General features: G+C 46.6%; 20 protein-coding genes, 1 tRNA gene and 1 pseudogene. 19 read left to right on the top strand and 3 right to left on the bottom strand.

Annotated elements, in window-relative coordinates; genetic code table 11:
* The first annotated feature begins 71 nt into the window (after positions 1–71).
* From KH703_RS02500 to KH703_RS02465, 8 genes are all read left to right on the top strand, one after another.
* Positions 72–146 (top strand) — tRNA-Glu (locus tag KH703_RS02500).
* A gap of 259 nt (positions 147–405) precedes the next feature.
* A complete protein-coding gene (locus KH703_RS02495) occupies positions 406–1,134 on the top strand; it encodes a spore coat protein (protein WP_304293836.1) in 729 nt (242 codons plus the stop codon).
* The gene (locus tag KH703_RS02490; RefSeq protein WP_304293834.1) at positions 1,127–2,332 is read left to right on the top strand and encodes a multidrug effflux MFS transporter; all 1,206 of its coding nucleotides are present in this window, start codon (positions 1,127–1,129) and stop codon (positions 2,330–2,332) included. Before KH703_RS02495 ends, KH703_RS02490 begins: the two co-directional genes overlap by 8 nt.
* 102 nt (positions 2,333–2,434) lie before the next feature.
* Positions 2,435–4,258 carry a threonine--tRNA ligase gene (thrS, locus tag KH703_RS02485; protein ID WP_304293832.1) on the top strand — a complete coding sequence of 608 codons (1,824 nt, stop codon included), beginning with the start codon at positions 2,435–2,437 and terminating at the stop codon, positions 4,256–4,258.
* Entirely contained in the window at positions 4,255–4,776 is a 522-nt protein-coding gene (gene infC / locus KH703_RS02480; protein WP_005871062.1) for a translation initiation factor IF-3, read from the top strand. The genes thrS and infC overlap by 4 nt, the downstream gene beginning before the upstream one ends.
* A 313-nt stretch (positions 4,777–5,089) precedes the next feature.
* A complete protein-coding gene (rpmI, locus tag KH703_RS02475; protein WP_005871089.1) occupies positions 5,090–5,281 on the top strand; it encodes a 50S ribosomal protein L35 in 192 nt (63 codons plus the stop codon).
* Positions 5,282–5,379: 98 nt separating this feature from the next.
* On the top strand, positions 5,380–5,736 hold the full coding sequence (gene rplT / locus KH703_RS02470; protein ID WP_005871091.1) for a 50S ribosomal protein L20: 357 nt from the start codon (positions 5,380–5,382) through the stop codon (positions 5,734–5,736).
* A 128-nt stretch (positions 5,737–5,864) separates the two neighbouring features.
* Complete coding sequence (locus tag KH703_RS02465) at positions 5,865–7,826, top strand: autotransporter domain-containing protein (protein WP_304293826.1); 1,962 nt, start codon at positions 5,865–5,867, stop codon at positions 7,824–7,826.
* A gap of 501 nt (positions 7,827–8,327) precedes the next feature.
* Here the strand turns inward: KH703_RS02465 and KH703_RS02460 are convergent.
* Genes KH703_RS02460 through selA form a run of 3 tightly spaced genes read right to left on the bottom strand, consistent with a single transcriptional unit; the run spans position 8,328 to position 12,516 of the window.
* Positions 8,328–9,041 (bottom strand): histidine kinase, encoded by a 714-nt coding sequence (locus KH703_RS02460; RefSeq protein ID WP_304293824.1) that lies wholly within the window; start codon positions 9,039–9,041, stop codon positions 8,328–8,330.
* A gap of 51 nt (positions 9,042–9,092) precedes the next feature.
* Positions 9,093–10,913, bottom strand: a complete 1,821-nt coding sequence (selB, locus tag KH703_RS02455) for a selenocysteine-specific translation elongation factor (protein ID WP_304293822.1) — start codon at positions 10,911–10,913, stop codon at positions 9,093–9,095.
* On the bottom strand, positions 10,906–12,516 hold the full coding sequence (gene selA / locus KH703_RS02450) for an L-seryl-tRNA(Sec) selenium transferase (protein WP_304293820.1): 1,611 nt from the start codon (positions 12,514–12,516) through the stop codon (positions 10,906–10,908). The genes selB and selA overlap by 8 nt, the downstream gene beginning before the upstream one ends.
* 166 nt (positions 12,517–12,682) lie before the next feature.
* Here selA and KH703_RS02445 point away from each other — a divergent pair, with 166 nt between their 5' ends.
* The 11 genes and pseudogenes from KH703_RS02445 to KH703_RS02400 all read left to right on the top strand — a co-directional run bounded on the left by KH703_RS02445 (position 12,683) and on the right by KH703_RS02400 (position 24,339).
* On the top strand, positions 12,683–14,365 hold the full coding sequence (locus KH703_RS02445; protein WP_304293818.1) for a 4Fe-4S dicluster domain-containing protein: 1,683 nt from the start codon (positions 12,683–12,685) through the stop codon (positions 14,363–14,365).
* A complete protein-coding gene (locus KH703_RS02440) occupies positions 14,365–15,234 on the top strand; it encodes a hypothetical protein (RefSeq protein WP_304293816.1) in 870 nt (289 codons plus the stop codon). The genes KH703_RS02445 and KH703_RS02440 overlap by 1 nt, the downstream gene beginning before the upstream one ends.
* A gap of 252 nt (positions 15,235–15,486) precedes the next feature.
* Positions 15,487–15,684 carry a twin-arginine translocation signal domain-containing protein gene (locus tag KH703_RS02435; protein WP_304293814.1) on the top strand — a complete coding sequence of 66 codons (198 nt, stop codon included), beginning with the start codon at positions 15,487–15,489 and terminating at the stop codon, positions 15,682–15,684.
* A gap of 10 nt (positions 15,685–15,694) precedes the next feature.
* The gene (locus KH703_RS02430) at positions 15,695–18,616 is read left to right on the top strand and encodes a formate dehydrogenase subunit alpha (RefSeq protein ID WP_304293812.1); all 2,922 of its coding nucleotides are present in this window, start codon (positions 15,695–15,697) and stop codon (positions 18,614–18,616) included.
* A 9-nt stretch (positions 18,617–18,625) separates the two neighbouring features.
* Positions 18,626–19,183: a formate dehydrogenase FDH3 subunit beta gene (gene fdh3B, locus KH703_RS02425; protein ID WP_297924332.1), complete on the top strand. Its 558-nt coding sequence runs from the start codon at positions 18,626–18,628 to the stop codon at positions 19,181–19,183.
* A gap of 241 nt (positions 19,184–19,424) precedes the next feature.
* Positions 19,425–20,042 (top strand): hypothetical protein, encoded by a 618-nt coding sequence (locus tag KH703_RS02420; protein WP_304293809.1) that lies wholly within the window; start codon positions 19,425–19,427, stop codon positions 20,040–20,042.
* On the top strand, positions 20,039–20,962 hold the full coding sequence (locus KH703_RS02415; RefSeq protein ID WP_304293808.1) for a hypothetical protein: 924 nt from the start codon (positions 20,039–20,041) through the stop codon (positions 20,960–20,962). Before KH703_RS02420 ends, KH703_RS02415 begins: the two co-directional genes overlap by 4 nt.
* Positions 20,963–20,971: 9 nt before the next feature.
* Complete coding sequence (locus KH703_RS02410; protein WP_304293807.1) at positions 20,972–21,601, top strand: LysE/ArgO family amino acid transporter; 630 nt, start codon at positions 20,972–20,974, stop codon at positions 21,599–21,601.
* Positions 21,602–21,643: 42 nt separating this feature from the next.
* A complete protein-coding gene (locus KH703_RS02405; protein WP_304293805.1) occupies positions 21,644–22,129 on the top strand; it encodes a hypothetical protein in 486 nt (161 codons plus the stop codon).
* 525 nt (positions 22,130–22,654) lie between these two features.
* Positions 22,655–22,756: pseudogene (locus KH703_RS10015) on the top strand (hypothetical protein); the annotation flags it as partial.
* A gap of 371 nt (positions 22,757–23,127) precedes the next feature.
* Positions 23,128–24,339: a saccharopine dehydrogenase family protein gene (locus KH703_RS02400; RefSeq protein WP_304293803.1), complete on the top strand. Its 1,212-nt coding sequence runs from the start codon at positions 23,128–23,130 to the stop codon at positions 24,337–24,339.
* The last annotated feature ends 284 nt before the right edge of the window (positions 24,340–24,623 follow it).

Genomic DNA, 24,623 nt, shown 5'->3' with positions numbered 1-24,623 from the left:
TCCTTAATTTAAGTTGGGTTTAAGTGCGTCTTGAGTAGAATACCGCCTTTAATCTTAATACCAGATTAAGTGGCCCCTTCGTCTAACGGTTAGGACATCGCCCTTTCACGGCGGTAAAACGAGTTCGAATCTCGTAGGGGTCGCCACTTCTAGTTTAAAAATTTTTGACACAAATCTTAGCTTTGTAAAATTCTGAAATTTTATTTAACTGCTAAATTTTAAAATTATGCGCTTTTGCTGCTTCCTGCGCTACAAAATTCCAAGACTGCAATAAATTCTACCTGATAGTTTTAAAATTTAGCCCCGCTGAATTTACGTAATAAATTTTATGCGGACATATGAAACTTAATGAAATAAAACTCGCAAATTTAGCTCTTTCTAAAAAAAATTCGCTAAATTTATTGAATGCAAAATTTTAAAGAATACGTAAATGAAATTCTAAAAAATCATCCTGGCGAGCGCGTCACGAGCTTTAGTTTCGAGGGCGAGAAATATTGGCTTAAGCAGCCGGAGTTGCGCATCCGCGGCGGATTGCTTACGAAAATATTCAAAGCAAATCCGAAAGCCGCTTTCGATTACGAAGCGCTAAAATGCGAGAGCCTGTACGCAGCCGGCGCGCCTGTGCCGCAGCTGGTGCTGCGAGGCGAGAGCTTTTTCGTATTCAAAGACGGCGGCACGCCGGTGGACGAGGTGCTAAAAAGCTCGGATGAGGCGGCTTGCGTGGCGCTTATTGAGGGCTATGCTGCGGCGTTAGCACAGCTACATTCGCGCGGCTTCATACACGGCAGACCCGCACTGCGCGACATTTTAGTAAAAAATGGCGAGATGAAATTTATAGATTTTGAAAATCGCGGAGAGCGCGGTGATCTGCAAAAAGCCAAAATACGAGATTTTTTACTGTTTATCTATGATCTTTGTCGCGAAGGTCTGAGCGAAGGCTTGGTGCGCGCAGGCATTCGCACCTACGCCTCAAGCGGCGGGCGGGACGTAGTGCAAAGTTCATGGGCTACGGTACTTGCGCTGCGTCCGATATATTTTGTCGCCAGGCTTTTGCCGCAAAAATTTAAAGATCTAAACGCGTTCGTGCGTGCCTTTAAGCTCTGCCTAAAAATAATTGAGGAAAACGATGATTAAAGAAAAACAAAGTAAATTCGCTAAATTTAAGCTGGTGATTATACTCGCCTATATGTCGGCTCTGGCACCCTTATCTACCGATATGTATCTGCCCGCGCTAGAAAAGGTAAAGGCAAGCTTTGCTACGAGCGAGTTTTACACTCAGCTATCGGTTGCGAGCTTTTTCATCGCTTTTGCCTTAGGACAGCTCGTTTATGGACCGCTAAGCGATAAATTTGGTCGCAAAAAGCCATTATACGCGGGCATTTTGCTTTTCATATGTGCGTCGCTTGCCTGCGTGAGCTTTGATAGCGTTTATGCGTTTATATTTTTTAGATTTTTGCAAGCTTTGGGCGGTTGCGCGGGAGTGGTACTTGCGCGAGCCGTAATTAATGACAAATTCGAGCTTCACGAGGCTGCGGCGATGTTTGCGCTGATGATGGTCGTGGGCTCGCTAGCGCCGATGCTAGCACCAACTCTAGGCGGATTTATGCTAGATTTTTTCTCATGGCAAGCGATTTTTACGATTTTGTTTGCGCTTGGAATTTTGCTTTTCGTATTCATATTTTTCGGGCTCGACGAGAGCGCGCAGATAGACGAGACTGCTACACTTAGCGTAAAAGGCGTGCTTGGCGAATACGGCATAATCTTGCGAAATAAAGAATTTATGCGCTATACGCTAGGGTTTGCAGTCGCGATGAGCGCGCTTTTCGCCTATATAACGGGCTCGAGCTTTATATTTTTGGACTATTATGGGCTGGGCGAGCATGCCTTTGGCGTAATATTTGGCGTCAACGCTCTTGGAATGACTCTAGTTTCGGCACTAAATGCCAAACTCGTGCAAAATCGCGAACCCACAGCTTTATTAAATTTCGGCATAATAGCGATGCTTGTGACGAGCCTGATTTTGCTCGCATGCGCTATGCTTGATCTTCCTTTCATCTGCTTTGAGGCTTCGCTTTTCGTATTGCTTTCGTCCCTTGGCTTTGTTGCTCCTAACGCCACGACGCTTGCGATGGCGCTGTATAAGGACGGCAACTCGGGCGCAGCTTCGGCGGTACTGGGGACTGCGCAATTTGCTATCGCCGGAGCTATTTCGTTTATCGTGGGCGCAGTGGGAGCGAATAAGCCGTTTTTGCTCGCAAGTGTGATGGCGATTTGTGCTCTTTGTGCGAACGCCGTGTATTTTTTATTGCGAGAAAAGAATCAAAAATTTTAATTTTAATATTTTTTAAATTTATAGTTAAGGATTGATTAGCTAAAATTAGCTCTCGTTCTTTCAGTGTAAGAAAGACAATTTGGTAAAAAAGGAAACAAGCCAATGGGCGATATTATCGCATATAAACTTAACGGTGAAATTTACGATACTCAAAGTATCGGCGAGCACGCAAGCGAGGCGCAGCCGATATATTTCGATAACTCCGAGGACGCACTTAAAATTCTGCGCCACTCCTGTGCGCATCTTTTGGCACAGGCGGTGCGCGAGCTCTATGCGGGCGCAAAATTTTTCGTAGGACCTGCGATCGAGGATGGGTTTTACTATGATATGCGCGTTAGCAAAAATGGCGGCGAGAAGCTCGGCGAAGAGGATTTGGGGGCGATCGAAAAAAAGATGCGCGCGCTTGCCGAGGCAAATTTAGAGATTAAAAAGATAGCCTCCACTAAAGAGGCGGTCGCAAAAAAATATGCAAACGACGATCTCAAGCAGGAAGTTTTAAAGCGCATCCCCGAAGGTCCGGTTAGCTTATACGCGCAGGGCGAGTTTGAGGACATCTGCCGCGGCCCGCACGTGCAAAATACGAAATTTTTGAAAAATTTCGCCCTTACGCGCATCGCGGGAGCGTATCTCGGCGGCGACGAGAAGCGCGAGATGCTAACTCGCATCTACGGCGTCGTATTTGCCGATAAAGATAGCCTTAAAAAGCACCTTACGATGCTAGAAGAAGCTAAGAAGCGCGATCACCGAAAGCTCGGGACCGAGATGAAATTTTTCACCTTCGACGAGCAGATCGGCGCGGGACTTCCGATCTGGCTTCCTGCGGGCACGAGGATGCGCATAAAGCTCGAGGAGCGCCTTTATAGGCAGCTTCGCAAGCGCGGCTACGAGCCGGTGCGTGGCCCTGAAATTTTAAAATCCGACGCATGGAAGATCAGCGGGCATTACAGCAACTACAAAGAAAATATGTATTTTACGACGATCGAGGATCAAGAATACGGCATCAAGCCGATGAACTGCGTCGGTCACATCAAGGTTTATCAAAGCGAGATCCGCTCATATCGCGATCTGCCGCTTAAATTTTGCGAGTACGGCGTCGTGCACCGCCATGAAAAAAGCGGCGTCTTGCACGGACTTTTTCGCGTGCGCGAGTTCACGCAGGACGACGCGCATCTGTTTGTGATGCCGAGTCAGATCAAAGAAAACGTCTATGAAATTTTAGATTTCGTTGAACTCTTGATGAAGGCTTTCGGTTTTGAATATGAGCTTGAAATTTCGACCAAACCGCAAAAGGCGGTCGGCGACGACGAGGTTTGGGATATCGCGACGAAGGCCTTAAAAGACGCGCTTGACGAAAAGGGCTTAAAGTACGGCTTAGACGAGGGCGGCGGCGCATTCTATGGGCCTAAGATCGATATCAAAATCACCGACGCGCTCGGCCGAAAATGGCAGTGCGGCACGGTGCAGGTCGATTTTAACCTGCCTGCGCGCTTCGAGCTAGGCTACATCGACGAGAATAATGAAAAAAAGCAGCCCGTGATGCTGCATCGCGCGATTTTGGGAAGCTTCGAGCGCTTTGTGGGGATTTTGCTCGAGCACACCGCGGGAGAGCTTCCGTTTTGGATCTGTCCTACGCAGGTATCGATCGTGCCGATCGGCGAGGCGCACGCAAGCTATGCGAAGGAAATTTTAAATTTGCTGCGCGAAGCGGACATTGACGGCGAAATTTTAGATAAAAACGAGACGCTAAATAAACGAATCAGAACGGCTGAAAAGCAGAAGGTGCCGCTCATCATCGTCCTAGGTGATAATGAAGTTTCGGCTCGCAGCGTGGCCTTGCGCGATCGCAGGGCGCGCGAACAGCGAAATTTAGGGCTGGATGAGTTTTTAAATTTCGTAAAAGCTAAATTAAACGAGGTGAATTTTTGAGCAGAGAGAAAGAGGTTTTTCTAAACGAGGACATTCCGGCTAGCGAAGTCAGGTGCATAGGCGACAACGGCGAGGTTTACGGCATAATTTCAAAGGCGCAGGCGTTGCAGATCGCCGAGCGAGAGGGCGTGGATCTGGTTTTGATAGCGCCCGATGCAAAGCCGCCCGTTTGCAAGGTTATGAACTACAGCAAATTTCGCTATCAGCAGGAAAAAAAGCTCAAAGAGGCGAAAAAAAAGCAAAAAATCATCGAGGTCAAAGAGATCAAGCTGTCCGCCAAAATCGCTCAAAACGACATTAATTACAAAGTAAAACACGCGAAAGAATTCCTTAGTAGCGGCAAGCACGTCAAACTTCGCGTATTTTTAAAAGGGCGCGAGATGTCAAGCCCGGAAATCGGCGTAAATTTGCTCAATAAAATTTGGGATGAATTTTTCGCAGAAGTTGCAGATCGCGATAAAGCGCCTGCGCTAGAAGGACGCTACGTAAATATGCTGATCACGCCGAAAAAGGCATAGCGTAAATTTAGCGGTATTTTACGCCGTGTACGGCAAAATTTTAAAATTTACGCGCTGCTTTTCCGCTGCGTAGAGCGTAAATTTAAGCGGAATAGCGAATTTTAAAATTTATGCAGGCTAAGTTTATCTCTAAATTTAGCCCTTTAAATTTGTATAAAATTTTTCAAATTAAGCGAAACCGAATCTTAATCGAGCGGCAAAATTTAACTTTAAATTTATCTTGCGTTAATTTAAGCTATAAAATTCCTTAAATTCAAATTTTTCAAAGAAACTTTATTATATACTTCTCGTTCACTTTAAAAAAAGGACGACCATGCCAAAGATGAAAAGCGTGCGCGGTGCCGTCAAGCGTTTTAAAGCGGGCAAAAACAAGATCAAAAGAGGCTCGGCGTTTCGCAGCCACATTTTGACGAAGATGTCTCAAAAACGCAAGAGGAATTTGCGCGAGGCCCAATACGTCGATTCTACGAACGTATCTGCGGTTAAAAAAATGCTTTGCAAATAGTGCGAAGTTAGTTTTTGACGAAAGTCATTCAAACTCCCCTAAATTTATGGATTTTAGGGCAAGATCCCAAAAGGGACGCCGATTAAGAAAGGATTAATATGGCAAGAGTAAAAACGGGCATCGTTAGACGCCGCCGTCACAACAAGGTGCTAAAGCTTGCGCGCGGATTTTATAGCGCAAGACGCAAACATTTCAGAAAGGCCAAAGAGCAGCTAGAAAGAAGCCTCGTTTACGCCTTCCGTGATAGACGCGCGAAAAAACGTGATTTCCGCAGACTTTGGATAGTACGCATCAATGCAGCTTGCAGGCTAAACGACATCAGTTATTCTAAATTTATAAACGGACTTAGAAAAGCGGGCATCGAGCTTGATAGAAAAATTTTAGCAAATATGGCTATGAACGATGCCGAAGCTTTCGCAACCGTCGCAAAGAAGGCAAAAGCAGCATTAAAATAAACTTTAAAATTTGGCCGTCTTAAGGCGGCTAAATTTTTAAATTTCGACAAAGCTTTTAATTTTAAAAGCGCGTCTGCAAATTTGTCGAAATTTAAGAATTTGGGTAATTTTATTTGAGGCGGTGCAGAATGCTAAAGTCTTTGAAAAAAATCGTATCTCTTGCGCTTATCGGTGCAGCAGGGTTCGGCTATGCGAGCGAGCAGAATTCCTGGGGCTATGCAAACGCGCAAAAATCACCTTCCAACAACACTTCCCGTTCCGACGTAATGAGCGCTGCGGATAGCTTGGGCGCGAAATTAAGCAGGCGCGACGCAGCTAGCGATAGCTACGCGAGCGACGAGTATGAAAACTCATTTCGTATCAAGCTCGAGTACGCAAGAGGCTTTGCTAAAAAGGGCTCATATTCGGGCAGGCTTAATAATCAGCGCGTTATGATGCCTGCATTTCGCTGGACGGGCAATAGCCGCGTAAATGCCGAGTTTTGGAACGGCATTACCAATATAGGCGGCGCGCTGGTTCCTTATGTGGCTTTCGGCTCTTACGAGGCGGCGATACCGGGCGATCAGACTACGCAATATCTGGTCAGAAGAGAAGAAGACGCAGTTCAGATGAAGCGAAATATCGCGGCGGGCATATCAAATTTAGGCTATACCTATACTAAAAATTCTACTAGAAATCTAAATTTAGTCTATGCCGATATCGATAATTTTGTAAATTTCTACGGCAGAGAAAATATCGCAGGATACTTTATCGATGAAGTTAATACCGAAAGCAATCCCGCAACTATTGCCTATATGGAGAGTATCTACAATTATATCAAGACCAAATATCCGGGAATGCTCGTTTTGGCAAACAACGGCTGGGGCGTGCGCGACGCTATAGCCCCTTATGCGGACGTTTGGATGCTGCAAGAGGTGAGCGCGGATGAGTATATAAACCACTACCGCCCTAGAACCTCGGAGTTTGAAAAAGACCCCGCAAATTCTTCTAAAATTCTGCACGTCATATATAACGCAAGACCAGATCAATACGACGAGATCATAAGATTATCTCGTGAGCGCAACGCGGCAAATCTATTCATCACCTCCGATACGAATGCCTATCCTAGCGGATACGACGATCTGCCTACCTATTTTGAAGCGCTGATGCTGGCGATCAATAACTTCACGCCTAAAAACGGCAGCCTGTTTTCGCAGGTCGCAAGAGGCGGCAACCGGGTAGGCATCGAGATGCCGCGCTCGAAGGTCGATCTGGATCTTACAAAGCTTGCAAGAAATTCCGCTTATAAAAATTTAACCGACACTGACGGGCAGGAGTTTAACGTAAACGTAAGCGCGATTGGAAACTACGGCGGAGATTACAAAGACCGCTCGGGTGGCGTCAAATACGATCACAAGAGTGACGGAATTTTACTCGGAGCCTCCAAGAGAGTGGATGATCTTGCGCTGGGCGTGATCTTTGGGTACCAAAAATCGGACGCTTGGTACGAGGGTAAATTCGACGGTGTCAAAGAAAACATCAAATCCTACGAGTTCGGACTGGCGGGCAGATACGACTTTAACGAAAACGTGGATTTGGCGGTAAATTTAACATATTCGACAAACGATCATAAATTTGAAACCAACAACGGATTCGGCGCTATCCACGGCGCGAAATATAAGTCGCAAATTTGGGATTTCAGCACGAGAGCAGGGTATAAATTTTTATTTGAAAACGGCTATATTAAGCCATATTTGGGGCTTGGAGTGATTAGGGTAAACGAGGATGCGATCTCCAGGCTTAAATTTAGCTCCGCTTCAAAAACCGCGCCAAACGGCACCGCGGGAATTTACGCAATCAAAGCTTTTGGCGATCTGCAGATATTCGCAAATGCGGAGTACGAGCATCGATTTAGCGGCGATTCGTATCATGCAAGCAGAAAGTATTCGGACAGATACGACGTGGAGGGGCTTGATTATTCTAGCGGCGTATTTAACGGCGCGATCGGGCTGAAATATAAGATCCTTCAAAGCGTCAGACTCAGCGCATCGTACGAGCTAAGCGAGAGCAAAAATAGCCTGGCAAGAGCCGCTTTTGACGTGGAGTTTTGATTTTAATCGGAGTAGTCCAAGATAGGCAGCTTGAAGCACGATTATAAATTCCTCTTTGCCGCAAAACAAAAATTTTATGAAATTTGCGGCTAAATTTTACCTGGGCTTTGCTGTGAAATTTTAAAATTTCGGCCGTGGATTTTGCTTGCATATTTTCTCGCTTTTAAATTTCATACACTATCGCTTTTATGCTACTTTCAATATAAAGAATAATGCGGATTTTGCAGTAGAATTTTGCACGTGTCTTTTAAAAGTGGTCTGAAATTTTAAAGATCTGTGCCTACTTTAAATTCCGTGATTATTAAATTTTAAAATTCCATATGCAAAGAAATTTTAAAATTTTAAATCTGGTTCGATAAAGAGATTTTGCTAGGCGGCGGGATTATAAAAATTCTAAAGCAATTACTCGTAAAATTTCATAAAATCCGGATTAATTAAAATCTCTAAGACTAAGACGATGGGGTAGAATTTTGCGGATCGCTCCGCAAAATTTAAAAGAGATTATTTTAGCTTGTCTAGTTCGATGATGTAAGGCACCGAGTTTACTCCCGCACCGAAATATTTGGCAGCTAGGGCTTTTGCAGCATTTAGCTCGGTAGCGCTTACGTCTTTGGCACCTGCTTTGTTATCTTCGGCGTAGTATTTTCTAAAAACCGCTATCTTTTGCTCGTCAGTTTTAGCATTTTTGATCTCTTTGTAGATGAGCGCGGATTTTGCGTGGCCGTCATCGCCGTGAACGGAGGTCATGATTATATCGACATTGTTATTTTTTAACGTTTCTTCGATCCTTGCCATCTCTTTGCGGCAGAATGGACACAAGGCGTCTGTCAGCATCAAAATCGTAGGCTTTTTGGGATCGTTTCCTAGCTTGATGATATTGTCTTTGCTCTCTGCTTTGAAGACCTTACTTAGCTGTCCTGCGATGCGGTCTTGTTTGATCTGCTCCTTATAGACTACGCGTTTTTTAGGATCGATGATATCGGTAAAGATCAGATCGCCTTGAGTGAAGATGATCTCCTCTTGCGACATATTGCCTTGAGAGATTTTTAAAACGACCGCTTCAACGCCCTTCGGCTCGCTAAGTTGGATGCGCTCGGCGACCTTTATTTCGATGCCTTGAGGCGCGCCGCCGTAGATAGATAAAATTTCGCTGTCGCTTAAAGCCGCGTTTAGGCTCGCTGCGAGCGCAACTGAAGTTAAAATAGCTTTTTTCATTTTTTTCCTTTGCAAAAAATTCCGCGCATTGTAGTGCAAAATTTTAAATTTTTACTTTTTCAAATAGCGTTTATTGTCGATCGTCACGATATTTCCCATTTTATCTAGGTATTCGAGATAGCAGATGACGAATTTCCTGCTAAGCCCAAGCTCCTCTTTGGCGTTCGTGACGTTTACGAAGCCATCTTTTTCGATGATTGCGTAGAGGCGTTTGATCGCCAGGGCTAAATTTTCAGCCTCGACGAAGAGATTGTGTGCGAGACGGACGACCTTTTTGGCGTAGGTCAGCTTCTTTAGCGCGTCATCGCCGCTACTGCGGTCAATCTCCAGCTCGTCATAAACGTTATACGGCGCGAGAGGCGCTATGCCGCCCTTTTTGATGAGATCAAAAATTTTACTCTCCAGGCTCTGTTTGAGCGCGTCAAAATCCATACCCGATTTTACGTAAACTCCGCCCTTTTTGGAGACGATGCCGCCCCGCTCAAGCTCGCTAAGCGCGCGCGCGGCGAGCTCCTCGCTGGCCCACGAGAGCTTTAGGGCGATCGAGGCGGGCGAAAAGATCGCGTAGTCGTTTTTTGAGACGATAAATTTTATGAGGCTTTTTACGTCCTCGATCGCGCTTAGATCGTAAACGCATAAATTTGCTTCGTCAAAATACGTCCCTTCTATGCCGCGCGCGATCTTTATCGCTTCGTCGTACTCCATCCCGAAGCGCTGATACGCCGAAAATAGTCCGAATCCATGCTTGTGAAAGAGACTTAAAATTTTAAACGCTTCGGCGAAATTTCGCTTCAAAAGCGCGGTTAGAAGCACGGCTTTGCTCTGCTTTTTTAGCGGCTCGACTACGGCGTTTAGCACGCGCCCGCCGCCGATTACGCGCGAGTTTGACAAGCAGACGAATGGCTCGCCGAATTTCAAAAACATCGTTTTGTCAAATTTAAAGCTCACGAGCTTCTCGCCGCTAGGAAGTTCTTTTAAAATGAGCGCTTTTGCTGCGCTTTGCTTGCTTCCTACGCAAAACAGCACGTCTTGGTTGTGTGAAATTTCGCCGCTAAAGGTGCAGTCGGCTTCATTAAAGCCGCGAAAAAAGCCTTTTTTGCTTAGGATTTGCCCCTTTTGTAGCTCACTCGTTTTGGCATCTAAACTCAGTGCGACGCGGTTTGGAGCCTGCGCAAGCGGCGTATCCTCATCGTGGATCTGCACGCTTTTGACGTTAAAAGCTTTGCCCAGATCGCAGTTATAAAGCTTCTCGCCTTTTGAAATAGCGCCGTTAATGAGGCTGCCCGTTACGATGGTGCCAAGCCCCTTAAGCGAAAAGACGCGGTCGATGTAGTAGTGCACCACGCCGCCTCCTTGACGCTGCGCAGGCTTGATATTAAAGAGATAGTTTTTCAGCTCGGCGATGCTTGCGGGATCTTTGATACTGATAAAAAAGGTGTTTAAAATTTGCAAATTTTTAAATTTGCAGATGTATTCCCTGCACTGTGCCGCGACCTCGGATCTTCGCGCGTCGTCAGCAAGATCGCACTTGCTGATACACAAGATCACGCTTTTTACCCCGAGCAGCGATAAAATTTGAATATGCTCGCGGCTTTGCGGCATCAGCCCGTCGTCCGCGGCGACTACTAGCATCGCAGCGTCGAAGGCATACGCGCCGCTAATCATCGTCTTTACTAGATTTTCATGCCCCGGAACGTCGATGAAAGCGACGTTGGTGTCTCCCGAGCGCAGATGCGAAAAGCTAAGATCGATCGTGATGCCGCGCTGCTTTTCGCTCGGCATTCGGTCTCCCTCAAAGCCGTTTAGCGCCTTGATTAACGCGGTTTTTCCGTGATCGATATGGCCTGCGGTGCCGATGATTACGCTATTCATAAATTTCTCCGATCTTTTTTATTAAATCTTGCAAGTCGCTTTTTAAAATCGATCTGAAATCGAGCAAAAATCTGTCCTGCTCGATCCGCCCGATTATGCCCGCAGCGCGAAATTTTGCCTGCGTGCTCTGCGGATCTGCGCCATCTAAGATCGCAAGCGCGACGCTGGGATAGGAGGCGCCGGGCATCGTGCCGCCGCCTACGAAGGTGGTAGTAGGCACGATCTGCGATTTTACGTCGATGCGAGATTGCACTAGCTCCGCTCGCTCACGCAGCTCGTCCAGGCTCAGATGGATCTGATCTATCGTCGTGATGAGGTGAAATTCTTTATTTATATACGCCTTGATCGTCTCGGCAAGCAGACTTAGCGTGATCTTGTCCACGCGCAGCATTCGCAGTAGCTGGTTTTTGCGTAGGCGCGCGATGAGCTCGCGATCCCCTAAGATGATGCCGCACTGCACGGAGCCGAAAAGCTTGTCGCCGCTGAAGCTAAGCAGCCGCACGCCGCTTTTTAAAAGCTCAAAAATAGATGGCTCGCTTTTGCCTAGCCCAAATCCCAGCTCGCTCGCGTAGCCGCTTCCAAGATCGTAGTAATCGATGATCTCGTTAAAGCTTTCCGCTTTTTTCATGCTAAATTTTGTAGGAGCAATTTTAGAAGCTTTAGCGGGAATTTCGCTCTCTCCCTCTTCATGAAAGCACTCGCTCCTTTTGGACGGCTCGCCGCTATTTAAATTTAGAGCATTCGCAGAACTATCCGCTAAGTTTAAACTATTCGGCGCGGAATTTAAAATTTCGCCCGTCGCATCCGACGAGCCGCCGCAAAGATTTTCTAAATTTTTAAAATTTGCCGCTCTAAGCGCTAAAAATTCCTCTTTTTTGCGCGTCGCTTTTCGCGCTAAAGCCGCAACTTCCGCAGCGCTTACGCTCGAGCTGAAACCCGAAATTTTAAAATTTGAGCGGTGTACCTTCATCAAGATCGCCGTGTTTTCATTGATCGCTTCTTCGTAATCGTCTAGCTTGGTTTTGTTCGTAGTGCCGATCTCTGTGAGCTTTGCGCCAGAGTTTGCCATCACTTCGCTTACTCGAAAGCTCCCTCCGATCTCGACTAGCTCGCCGCGGCTTACCACGGCTTCGCGTCCGCGCGCGAAGGTATTTAGCACCAAAAATACCGCCGCAGCGTTGTTATTGACCACGAGCGCGTCCTGCGCGCCGAAGAGCTCGCTGCACAAAAGCGCTATGTAGTCGTATCTGTTGCCGCGCGTGCCCTCGGATAGGTCGTATTCTAAATTTGAATACGAGATGATGATCTTTTGCGCGCGGGTTAAAATTTCGGCGCTGATGACGCTGCGGCCGAGGTTTGTGTGCAGCACGACGCCGGTTGCGTTGATGAGTGGCTTAAGGCATAAGCTTTGAAATTTTTCGTAGCGCGATTTTATGCGCGCGATGATCTCTCTTTCGCTTGCGAGCTCGCCTCCTTGCAGCGCCTTTTCGCGTGCCTCTTCGATGAGCTCTTGCGCGATTTTGATGATTTGCGGGCGGAGGCAGTGTTGAAACTCCTGCGCGTTTGCGATTTTATCGATTTTTGGTAGTTTGATTCGTTGCATTGCGACCCCGATGCCTTAAAATTTAGGCGATTTTATCATTTAAAGCTTTGATTTTGCTTTATCTATAGAATTATTAATTTAAATTCGATTTACTTTAAGTGCAGAATTTAAAAGCTGTTTAGAAAATAAGAGTAAAACCCGCCTAATTATCAATTTAGGATAGATTATGAAAGAACATGGATTTTACGCCGCGGGGCTAAAAGATGTCGTCTTAAGCGATGATATCGAAATTTACGACGATGAAGAGGAGGCAAAAAATGAGGAATTTATCGTCGCCAATTCACCGAAATTAAAAGCGCAAATTTATGCGCCCGAGATAAATTTTTATATAGAAAATTCCGCAGATGAGCCGCTGCAAATCGCTAAAAACGTAGATATTTTGTATCGCGCCAAGGATATCGCCTTCGACGGCGCGCTAGATAGCGACTATCAAAAGCCCGTCGGCAAAAACGTAATTCTCGCCTGTGATGAGCCGCGAGAGGGGCTTGTGGGGCTACTTAGGCAGCACGGATTTAAGGTGATCGCGTTAAGCAGAGCCGAGATTAAGTTTGTCTATGGCGAGATCGGCGATCTTACAGTTACGATTTTAAGCGAGCGGGATGAGGTTGAGACTGAGGCAGATTTTTTCTTGATTAGCGGTGCAGCGCCCTATCAGCTACGACAAAGCGGCTGCTACGAGATTTCGGGGCTAAAAGACGATGAAATTTTAGAAATTTTAAATTCCAAAAGCCCGGTTTATCGTTATAAGAATTCCACGATCTTCGATCCTGCGATCTGTCAGTATCAAGGCAGGCGAAATGAGCTGCGTGCGCCGTGCGCAGAGGTTTGCCCCACAGTCGCGATTTTGAAAAATGACGAAAAGCGCGAGCTAGTATTTTCGCACATCGACTGCGTCGGTTGCGGCGCGTGCGTAAGTGTCTGCCCCAGCGGCGCGCTGAAATTTGCCAAGCTGCCCCAAAGCGTATTTGGCGAGATCGCAAAGCTCTATGCAGGCAAAATTCCGCTTCTCATCGCAGAGAGCGAAATCGCGTCCGCACCCGCAGTGCAGCTTCCGTGCGGCGCGCTGCCGTTTGGAATTTTCGGAAGCAAGCAAATAGATGAGGTAAATTTACTAAGCGCGATGCAAGAAAGCGGCTCGAGTGTGATCGTTTACGGCGCAGACGTGGGCGAGGGCACGCGCGAAGCGGTGGAGCTTACCAATGGAATTTCGCGCGCGATCTATGGCAAGGACGCAGTATTTTTAGCGCGAAATTTAACCGAGCTGCAAGAGGCGTTAAAGCGGGCGCAAAGCTCTCAGCCCTGGGCGTTTAGCTTAAACGAGCAGGGTCTTAGCAAGAAAGAAATTTTTTCCAAACGTGTAAGCGCGATGGTGGGCGAGGGCAGCTTTGGCGCCGTAAAAAGCGGAGAGTTGCTAAAATTTGGCAAAGTAAGTATAAACGAAGCAAGCTGCACGCTCTGCCTTAGCTGCGTGGGCGCCTGTAATACCGGCGCGTTGTATGCCGACAACAGTGACAATTCGATTAAGCTCAACGCTTCGCTTTGCACGACGTGCAACTACTGCGTGCTAAGCTGCGCCGAAAAGGATACGATCGAGCTTAAGCCTTGCGGCGTGGAGCTTGAGCCGGGATTTTTTAATTACAAAATGCTAGCCAAAGACGAGCTTTTTAAATGCATCGAGTGCGGTAAGGAATTTGCGACTAGCAAAGCCGTGATGAAGATCGCGGATATGATGGGCGCGCATTTTGCAAACGAGCCTGAGAAGATGAAGACGCTTTTTTGCTGCGGCGATTGCAAGGCGAAAATAATGATAAAAAAGCAGATAGAAGATGCTAGAAAAGGGGCAATGTAATGGATGCAAATCTACTTCAAGCAAGAAGCTACTACTACGAATTTTTTGCAATTCCGTTTTTTTTCTATGAAACGGATGCGAAATTTAAGCGCTGGAAGGAGCAGCTGGAGTTTTTAAAAGGCTCGCCCATCGTGTCTAGCGATGAGGCGGAATTTCAAAATTTGGCGAAATTCGACTTCGCAGCGTTTAAAAGCGAGCAAAATTCCGTGCTTTTTGATTTTTCATACGCCAACGTGCCGATGAGCGCGAGCTTCTACGACGAAGGACGCGACGACGGGCGTATGCGTGTCGCGGTAATCGACGTGCTAAAAAAGAGTAAATTTCGCCGCAATATGGAGCTTTGCAAAGAGTGCGAGGATTATGTGGGATTTATTTTTTACCTGCATTCGACTCTGCTGCGCGACGCGGCTGCAAAACACAGTGCGGTTTTAAACGGACAAAATTCCGCGGCAAACGAGCAAAATTCTACGAATAGCGCGAGCTTGATAGTGCAAGATGGTAAAAATTCTGTAGGTTCGCAGGACAGTAAAAATTTTACAGGCCCGCAGAATGGTAAAAATGCTGCGAATTCGCAATGCGCTAAAAATTTCATCGGCGCGCAAGACGGCGAAGCGCTGGCGTTAGAGCTTTTTACGAATGTCACCAATAGCTTTGTGGATGAGTTTAGCGAGCTTTTGTGTGGGCATGTGCGGGCGGATTTTTTCAAATCATTAGGCGCACTAATGAAAAGCTTTTTTGCGCTTGAGCGTTCGCTTTTAGCGCTTGCTGCTCCGCAAAAGAAAGATCGTAGCGTCGTTAAAGAAGCGATCAAAAAAGGCGGCTATCAAAATAGATTTACCAATCCGGAAGATATTTTTAATCTGGATTGATAAATAAAATTTTTAACCAAAATCTTAACGCAAAAGCAGAGTTTCGGTTAAATTTTAAACTCGCAAACCCTAGTTTTGCGAGTAGTTTTTTAGTTAGAACTTTATATTTTGAATTTTAAATAAAATTTAAAAAGTAACTTAAAATTTAATTTCCATCTCACTGCCTTTTCGTTATAATTCATTAGACTTAAATCCTGTAACAGGCGTTACTACAATAAAAGATTTAAAGCGATTTCTTCACAAAGGAAAACCATGGAGAACAAACGCAGAGATTTTCTTAGAAAATCTCTAAAAATCGGCGCGGTAGGCGCTGTGGGCGTTGCCGCATCTCAGGCTCTAGCAAAAAGCGAGCAGGATTACGGCGATACCGTTCGTGGCAAATCACCGAAAAAAGAGGTGCTTTACTGGGAGAGTGAAGCGTGGAAAAAATACTATAAAGTAGCTTACTAGGAGAATTTTCATGAGTGAGAATGCGATCGGAAGGAGATCGTTTTTGAAACTCGCCGCTTTAGGAGCGAGCAGCGTAGCCGCGTTTGGCGAAAATAATACGCTAAGAGCCGCTACCGAGCAAGAGATCAAAAACCCATTTCCAGGTTCCGTTATGAAGCGAACGATATGTTCGATCTGTTCCGTAGGCTGCGGTATCGAGGCTCAAGTGGATGAGAGCACCAATACTTGGATTCGCCAAGATATGGCAGTAGATCACCCGATCTCGCAGGGCAGTCACTGCTGTAAGGGAATCGATCAGATCGATCTTACTAAATCCAAAATGCGCTTAAAGTATCCTCTTAAAAAAGTAGGCGGTAAATGGGAGCGCATAAGTTGGGAGCAAGCCGTTGATGAAATCGGCGATAAAATGCTTCAAGTCCGTAAAGAGGACGGTCCAGATAGTGTAGTGTTTTTGGGCTCGGCTAAATTTTGCAACGAGCAGGCATATTATTTTAGAAAATTTGCAGCCTTTTGGGGTACAAACAGCAACGACCACGTAGCCAGAATTTGACATAGCGCAACAGTCGCCGGTGTGGCGAATACTTGGGGTTATGGAGCTATGACTAATCACGTAGGTGATATGGCGAAAAATTCTAAAATGATCCTTTTCATAGGTGCGAATTCCGCGGTTGCAAATCCAGTGGGAGCTATGAAGCATGCTCTTCAAGCTCGCGATAGAAATGGCGCAAAAATCGTCGTCGTCGATCCAAATTTTACTAGAACTGCAGCTAAGGCCGATATGTATATTAGAATTCGTCCGGGAACCGATATAGCGTTTGTGTACGGAATGCTGCATCTAATCTTTAAAAACGGCTGGGAGGACAAAGAGCTAATAAAAACCAGAACCTACGCTGTAGAGGAGATCAAGGCGGAGGCTGAGAAGTGGGATCCGAAAGAGGTAGCCAATGTCACCGGCTGCAAGGAAGAGGAACTGATAGAATTTACGAGGATGTTCGCTACCACAAAGCCCGCTACTTTATGCTGGGCGCTAGGTATCACGCAGCACTCGATCGGAAGTTCAAATACTAGAATTTTGGCTCTTTTGCAGCTCATACTAGGTAATATGGGTAAGCCAGGCGGCGGCTGCAACATCCTTAGAGGCCATGATAATGTTCAGGGCGCTACCGATATGTGCAATCTCTCCGATAGCCTACCTGCGTATTACGGGCTAGCCGATAACGCTTGGAAGCACTTCTGCAAGGGCTGGGGCGTAGATTATGAGCAGTTTATTAAAAGATTTGCCGTTTCTACTAAGCAGCCGCATGAAAAGCAGGGCGAAAAAGTGCCTGGTACGAATTTTACTGAGTATTTCCACTATGATCCGAGCATCGAGCAAGATACGATAAATTGGCGCAACGAAAAGGGCTTTTCGCTATCTAAATGGTGGCAGGGCGTTTTGAAAAACGAGCCCGTTTTAAGTAGTGGCAATGTCCGCGTTCTTTGGGTGCAAGGCACAGGAATTACTTCTATGGCTCACGTTCGCGAGACTCAAGAAGCATTAGGTAAGATCGATATGCTGGTAGTCGCCGAGCCATTTTTAAACGAAGTAGCGATCCTAAACGACAGACTGGACGGAATTTATGTTTTGCCGGTAGCTACGCAGTTTGAAAGCGAAGGTCATCTAAGCGCTACAAACCGTAGCGGTCAGTGGCGAACTCAGATCGTTAAGCCGCTATTTGAGAGCAAAGAGGATCAAGAGGTAATGTTTTTATTCGCGAAAAAATTCGGCTTTTATGACGAATACGTTCGCGGCATGAAGATGGGCATCGTTGATGGCGAGCTTAAGCAGGTTAAAGACGATTTTGTTTGGCCTGACGACGCTACCGATGAGATTGCACGCAATACTCAAAGTATTGGTAATAACGGTCGTACCGCAGCTAGATTTCGTAGACAGCAGAAAAACTGGCATCTATTTGATCCCGATACTTTGCGCGGCATAGGCGGCGAGGTCGAGGGCGAATACTACGGGCTTCCATGGCCTTGCTGGGATACGCAACATCCGGGCACTCCGATTCTTTACGACGTAACTAAGCCTTATGCCGACGGCGGTATGGGATTTAGAAACCGCTTTGGCTTAGAGCATGACGGCGTTTCGCAGCTAGCCGATGAGAGCATTACACTTCCGGGATCAAAAATTCAAGGCGGACACGCAGAGATTACGAAAGCAAATATCGAGCAGGTTCTAGGCATTACGCTAAGCGAGGATGAAAAAGCCAAGATGGGGCCTACGTGGAGCACAGATTATAGCGGCATTATCGCCAAAAAATGCCGTGAGTTTGGAATTTGTCCTTGCGGAAATGCAAGAGCCAGAGCTAAGGTTTGGCAGTTTGCGGATCAAATTCCAAAGCATCGCGAACCGATCCACTCGCCGAGATGGGATTTGGTGGAGAAATATCCGACCTTTGCGGATCAAAAACGAAATTTTCGCGTATTTACTAGATTTATCTCCGAGCAGAAAAAGCAGGATTGGAGCAAAGACTTCCCTACAATCGTCAGCTCGCTAAGGCTCGTAAATTTAAGCGGTGCGGGCATGATTGAGCGCACGAGCAAGTATCTTTCGGCGATTACTCCGGAGATGTTTGCGCATGTAAATCCTAAGCTTGCCGCTGACAAAGGTATCAAAGATGGCGAGATGATGTGGATTCATTCGCCGCAAGGCACGAAGATCAAAGTCAAGTGTATCTATTCGCACGCTGTTACGCCTGATCGTATTGTTATGCCGTATAACTTCGCGGGAATTTTTCAGGGTGAGGATCTAAGCGAGCGCTATCCTGAGGGTACTAAGCCATATATCAGAGGCGAGAGCTCAAATACGATTACCAACTACGGCTTTGACATAAATACGCAAATTTCGGAATTTAACGCCGGTCTTTGCAGACTAGAAAGAGCATAAGGAGATAAAATGCCGGCAAGATTAAAATTTTACGTCGATGTCGAGCGTTGCATCGCTTGCTATGGTTGCCAGGTAGCCTGCAGCTCGGCGCACGAGGTTCCCGTGCAGATCAATAGGCGCAAGGTTATCACTTTAAACGAGGGCATAGAGGGGCAGGAGGTTTCAAGCTCTATTGCTTGCCAACACTGCACCGATGCGCCTTGCGCGCAGGTTTGTCCGGTTCAATGCTTCTATATCAGAACCGACGGCGTCGTTTTACACGACAAAGATAAATGTATCGGCTGTGGATACTGCCTCTACGCGTGTCCGTTCGGTGCTCCGCAATTTCCTAGAGACGGAGCTTTCGGTATCAAAGGTGCGATGGATAAGTGCACTATGTGCGCGGGTGGACCGGAGCCTACGTTTTCGCACGAGGAACTACATAAATACGGTCAAAACCGCATCGCAGAGGGCAAGGTTCCGATATGTGCGGCGATCTGCTGCACGAACGCTCTAATCGTGGGCGACGCGAGCAGAGTTTCGGAGGTTTATCGCAAGCGCGTACTTACGCGCGGCGTGAGCCTATAAGATTGTGGAATTTTAAACTCCTCCGGTTTTAAAATTCCGTCTCTTTTCGCAGAAATTTCAACCGAGCGACGGCTTTAAATTTAGCGGTCGCTCGGCGTGAAATTTTATTTGAAATTCTCCGCTTCCGCGTATCAATCGTTAGATTATTTCAAAAAATCGCCCCTTGCCGACATTAAAATTTTAAATTTATGCTACAATCACTCAAATTTAGGATTTGAAATCTTAAGCGAAAGGATCCGTCTTGAAAAATAAAATTTCACTTTTTTTGGTCATTTCGGCGTTTTTGATTTTTACGGGTTGTTCTAAAAATGTGCCCGTAAATAGCGGTATCGTGCGCACTTCCGAGCCGCTTCACATTATGGAATTTCCGCAAGATAAACTCATAAGCGTAAATTTCACCAATACCTCGACGACGGATTCAAATTTAACCCAAGTAGTGATCCAGCATCTGCGTGCGGACGGATTTAAGGTCGTAAATAAAAGCGCGGCGAATGTCCAAATCGGCGGCAATCTCAACTATTTCCGCAAGGCGGATTTTTCGCGTAGATCGTGGGATAATCCGAGATTTAGCTTCGGAATGGGCTTTGGCAGGTATTATAGATATACGGGCGTCGGCGTAGGTTGGGGGATGCCGTTTGGTTATGATCCTTGGGACGACGACGATTATTACAGAGACTACTTCTACGACTCGCAGATTAGCCTCTACATAAGCGTTAAAAACAAAGGTGCGTGGAAGGATTACGTAACTAATCTCAACTACCAAAGCATCAAAAATCCGGGCTCTAAAGACTCGGTAATGGATGCACTAAATTTTAAAATTTATGAATATATAAGAGAGATGATTAAGCAGGGAAGATGATAATAAAAGAGAATAAAAAGCCCGTAGCGATGACGCTGGCGGGATCGGCGATTTTGGCGCTCGCTAGCGGATATTGCTACTACGCGGGCTTTGGCGGCGCGGCGCTTTTCGCTTCCGTAGTGGCGGCATTTTGCGCGTTTTTTTGCGCGCTCAGACTCGGCGCGAAAAATTATTTGCAGATCGGCGAGGATGCTTTTACGATCGTGCGTGGGGCAAATTCCGAGAGCTTCGAATACAAAGATATCGCAAATTTAGGCACAAAAACCTTCGTCGCGGGCAGAAACAAAACGGAGCTTTTAAATTTTGTATTCAAAAAAATGCCGCAGGCGCAGGACCGCTTTAATTTTTTGCGATTTTACAGCGACACGGAAGCCACTCTACCGGGCTCGTTTGAAATTTCGATCTACGAGCTGAGTAAAATTTTGCGCGAAAAAGCGGGTCTTTCGCAAAGCTCCGAGGAAGAGCAAGCTGCTCCAAAAGCTCGCAAGCTCGCTAAGGGCTCTAAAAAAAGCGCGAGTAGCGCTAAAAACTTTCGCGATGATAATTCCGCTTCGCAAAATTCCGATACGCAAAATTCTAGCGCCGCACAAAATTTATGTGAAAAATCAGGCGCACAGAATTCCCGCTCTACGCAGGATTCCGCCATGCAAAATTATAATGGCGCCGCCGATTTAAACGGCGCGCAGAATTTGAAGGGCGCTTCAAATTTAAACGAACAAAGCTCCGCCGCGCCGAACAATGCCGCTTCCTCAAACGACGCCGCTGAGGGTGAAAATTTCATAGGCGCCGAGAATTCCTCGCCTAAATTTTCTGCGGGCGATAATGGATCTGGCGCTACGTCCGAAAGTGCGGCGGTAGACGGCTCCGATACTACCGATACGGCGATGCAAAGCTCCGCCTGCGAAAGTAAAAACAAGTAGAGGCGCGGCTTGAACTCCTTGCCGATCGGAATTTTCTTGCAAGGAGCCGCGCTGATGCTCTCGCTCATCGTCGCTATCGGCGCGCAAAATATCTTCGTCATCTCCCAAGGTCTTGCGAAAAACCATGTTGCGGCGGTTTGCACGGTCTGTGCGCTAAGCGATGCCGTATTTACGGCCGTAGGGATATTTTTAATCGGCGGCGCTCTTAAGCAAGGCTCGTTTTTTACCCAAATTTTAGGCATAGGCGGGGTCATATTTCTGCTCTGCTACGCGCTAAGCTCGTTTTTTAGCGCCTATAAGGGCTCGCATTTTGCCAAGATTCAAAACTCTGCAAATAACCCGTTGGCGCCCGTCGTAGCCAAGGCTCTTGCTGTGACGCTTCTAAATCCGCACGTGTATTTAGACACCGTCGTGGTCGTGGGCTCGCTCAGCGCTACGATTGCGGATCCGCAAAAGCCGTGGTTTTACGCGGGAGTTATGTTTGTATCGTTTGCGTGGTTTTTCGGCTTAGGATACGGTTCAGGGGCGCTTTCAAAGCTTTTTGCAAGCAGCAGAGCATGGCGCATAATCGACGCGCTCGTGGGAGTTTTGATGCTGTATATGGCGTATCTGATCGCGAAGTTTGTCTTTAAAATTTAAAATTTCACGCTAAAATTCCGCATTCTTGATAAAGGATCTATGATGAAAATTGAAATTGAAAGCGGGCTCGAGCTAAAAGAGGCCTTGTGGCGCGTAGAGAAAGCTCTGCGACTAGTGACCGACAAGGACGGCAAAATCACATCGAGCGCGACGCTTTACGTGGGCAAACATTCGCTTTTAAATTTACTCGATACCGACCAGATCGAAAATATCCAAAACTCCTATGCGCGCGCCAGGACGGAATTTCGCGCCGAGATGCTGGGCGTGCTGGAGGGCTTTTTATCCCAAGAGGATGCCGAGAAAGATCCGGAATACGCGCTATTTAATCAGCTCTACCAAATGGCGATGACTGCGGGCAGAAAGAGCGATATCTTTATCCATGTCCAAGGCATCAGCGAAAACGAGGTCGTGCTGCGCGTGTATCAGCGCTTCGAGCTGGAGAGCGGCGAGACAATCTATTACGCAGGCGGTGAGTTTAGCTACAATCTGGATGAAAATTTCGGCAAGATTTATCGCTACGAAATCTGATTTTAACGCTACGGCGCAAGATCGGTGCCGCCTCGATCGTAAAGTTGCACTACGCTTTTCGCTGTAGCGTCTAAATTTAAACCCTAAAACACGCGGTGAGCTAAATTTAGACAAATTTTCTGCAACGATAGAATTTCGCTCGGTTAAAATTTATCGCGATTTCAAATTTAAAGCTGCGCGTAAATTTCGTCGCGTTACCGCCTGCATTCGAGTTCGCCTTGCTTTACATTCGTCAAAATTTTAAATCAAGCTCGCATAAAATTTTATTTCTTAGGCACATAAATTTTGTAAAATCGAGCTTTTATGCAAAAGAAAAGATAATTAAACGAAGCTAAATTTAACCAAAGAGCGCATATGCCAGAGAACTAGCTGAAAGACACGCAGGTGGAGGTTTGCTGCCATTGCTTACTTTAAAATTTTAAGCATTAATACGTGCAAAATGTAAAAACAAAGAAGTGAAAACGCAATGCTAAGCAGGAAAACTAGGATAATAAGAGCGCTAATGATCGCAAAAGCCGTGTTTGGCAGCTGGTGGGGGGGCTGATCGGACTCGTGCCCTTTATCGTGGGCGTCACGGGATTTTGTCTCGCTTGCTACTTTTTAAACCGCTGTTCGCTAAAGCGTTAAATTTAGCCGCAGTATGTGGTTTTGCTGTGCGCCGAGAAAATAAGCGCGATAAATTTTAGCGGCGAAGCGAGCGAGCTTTAAATTTTAATTATCCGCGCTTCGCCGGGGAATGTTAAATTTAAACTAGTCCTTTAAAGCTTAAAATTTTATCGCGCAATACAAGGCGGTAAATTTAATCTCGTGCCGCCGTCAATCGGCATGTTGCTATCTGGGTGAAATTTTAGCATACGCCGCTTTCGGCGCTCTTGTTAGAGCGAGTTTGCGCTCCGCGCCAGCCACAGCCAAACTCTATGATTGATTGCACCCGCCTCTTAAAATTCATCTTAAATTTGCTAAAATTGCAGCAAAATTTAAAATTTAAAGGAGCTTAAATGTCAAATATCTTAATCATAGGCGCGGGCGGCGTGAGCCAAGTCGCGACCGTAAAATGCGCGATGAACGCGGACGTTTTTAGCAAGATCACCCTTGCGAGCCGCACCAAAAGCAAGTGCGACGCGATCGCTAAATTTATAAAAGACCGCCTAGGCGTGCAAATTGACACCGCCCAGATCGACGCGGACGATACCGATGCCGTGGTCGCGCTCATCAAAAAAACGGGTGCCGAGCTACTGCTAAACGTCGCGCTGCCGTATCAAGACCTAACTCTCATGGACGCGTGCTCTCGCGCCGGCATCCCATACATCGACACCGCAAACTACGAACACCCGGACACCGCAAAATTTGAATACAAGCTGCAGTGGGCGAAGGACGGCGAGTTTAAAGCCGCAAACACGATGGCGCTACTGGGAAGCGGCTTTGACCCGGGAGTGACGAACGTATTTTGCGCCTACGCGCAGCAAAATCTCTTTGACGAGATCGGCGAGATCGACATCCTAGACTGCAACGCAGGCGATCACGGCTACCCGTTCGCGACGAATTTCAACCCCGAAATCAACCTGCGCGAAGTAAGCGCAAAGGGCCGCTACTGGGAGCGCGGCGAGTGGAAAGAGACCAAGCCGATGGAAATAATGTTCAAATGGGACTATCCGAAAGTGGGCGTCAAAGATAGCTACCTGCTCTACCACGAGGAGCTCGAAAGCTTAGTAAAAAACATCAAAGGGCTAAAGCGAATCCGCTTTTTTATGACCTTCGGGCAGAGCTACCTAACTCATATGAAATGCCTAGAAAACGTCGGCATGCTGCGCATCGACGAGGTCGAGCATAACGGCGTAAAAATCGTGCCGATCCAGTTTCTAAAGACCTTGCTGCCTGACCCTGCAAGCCTCGGCCCTCGCACGAAGGGCAAAACCAACATCGGCTGCGTAATACGTGGTTTAAAAAACGGTAAAGAGCGCCAAGTCTACATCTACAACGTCTGCGACCACGAGGCTTGCTACGCTGAGACGGGCGCGCAGGCCGTGAGCTACACGACGGGCGTGCCTGCGATGATCGGCTCGATGATGGTCGCAAAGGGCATTTGGAGCGGCAAGGGTGTCTTTAATATGGAAAATTTCGACGCCAAGCCTTTCATGGACGAGCTAAATAAGCAGGGCTTACCGTGGGAGATTATCGAAATGAAACCCGGCGAGAGGTATGAAGTCTAAATTTAAGGCTTGTCTTTTTCTACTTATACTTCGTTGGTTTTAAATTTTGCTCGGTCATTACCCACTCGGTAACTCCCGTCACAAAATTTAAAACCGCCTCGTCTAAGCGAAAAATACTGCACCTGATTTTTATTAAATTTAATCTTGGGACGAAATTTACTTCTTCTGTTTAGCTACGAGCATAGCGATGTAGAAAACATTTAAAATCATCTCACGATACTTTGCCTTATAATCTTGCATTTAAATTTTACTCGGTCACGTATTTCATATACGCTTCCGTCATA

The sequence above is a fragment of the Campylobacter gracilis genome (assembly GCF_018374135.1).
GTDB classification, from domain to species: Bacteria; Campylobacterota; Campylobacteria; order Campylobacterales; family Campylobacteraceae; genus Campylobacter_B; species Campylobacter_B gracilis_A.
Note: the sequence above shows the minus strand (reverse complement) of the source record. Positions and strands in the feature narration are given on the sequence as shown.

What these genes read in the sequence shown, in the direction of transcription:
- KH703_RS02495 (WP_304293836.1), top strand. Translation starts at nt 406, where the DNA reads ATGCAAAATTTTAAAGAATACGTAAATGAAATTCTAAAAAATCATCCT.
- KH703_RS02490 (WP_304293834.1), top strand. Translation starts at nt 1,127, where the DNA reads ATGATTAAAGAAAAACAAAGTAAATTCGCTAAATTTAAGCTGGTGATT.
- thrS (WP_304293832.1), top strand. Translation starts at nt 2,435, where the DNA reads ATGGGCGATATTATCGCATATAAACTTAACGGTGAAATTTACGATACT.
- rpmI (WP_005871089.1), top strand. Translation starts at nt 5,090, where the DNA reads ATGCCAAAGATGAAAAGCGTGCGCGGTGCCGTCAAGCGTTTTAAAGCG.
- rplT (WP_005871091.1), top strand. Translation starts at nt 5,380, where the DNA reads ATGGCAAGAGTAAAAACGGGCATCGTTAGACGCCGCCGTCACAACAAG.
- KH703_RS02465 (WP_304293826.1), top strand. Translation starts at nt 5,865, where the DNA reads ATGCTAAAGTCTTTGAAAAAAATCGTATCTCTTGCGCTTATCGGTGCA.
- KH703_RS02460 (WP_304293824.1), bottom strand. Translation starts at nt 9,041, where the DNA reads ATGAAAAAAGCTATTTTAACTTCAGTTGCGCTCGCAGCGAGCCTAAAC.
- selB (WP_304293822.1), bottom strand. Translation starts at nt 10,913, where the DNA reads ATGAATAGCGTAATCATCGGCACCGCAGGCCATATCGATCACGGAAAA.
- selA (WP_304293820.1), bottom strand. Translation starts at nt 12,516, where the DNA reads ATGCAACGAATCAAACTACCAAAAATCGATAAAATCGCAAACGCGCAG.
- KH703_RS02445 (WP_304293818.1), top strand. Translation starts at nt 12,683, where the DNA reads ATGAAAGAACATGGATTTTACGCCGCGGGGCTAAAAGATGTCGTCTTA.
- KH703_RS02440 (WP_304293816.1), top strand. Translation starts at nt 14,365, where the DNA reads ATGGATGCAAATCTACTTCAAGCAAGAAGCTACTACTACGAATTTTTT.
- KH703_RS02435 (WP_304293814.1), top strand. Translation starts at nt 15,487, where the DNA reads ATGGAGAACAAACGCAGAGATTTTCTTAGAAAATCTCTAAAAATCGGC.
- fdh3B (WP_297924332.1), top strand. Translation starts at nt 18,626, where the DNA reads ATGCCGGCAAGATTAAAATTTTACGTCGATGTCGAGCGTTGCATCGCT.
- KH703_RS02415 (WP_304293808.1), top strand. Translation starts at nt 20,039, where the DNA reads ATGATAATAAAAGAGAATAAAAAGCCCGTAGCGATGACGCTGGCGGGA.
- KH703_RS02405 (WP_304293805.1), top strand. Translation starts at nt 21,644, where the DNA reads ATGAAAATTGAAATTGAAAGCGGGCTCGAGCTAAAAGAGGCCTTGTGG.
- KH703_RS02400 (WP_304293803.1), top strand. Translation starts at nt 23,128, where the DNA reads ATGTCAAATATCTTAATCATAGGCGCGGGCGGCGTGAGCCAAGTCGCG.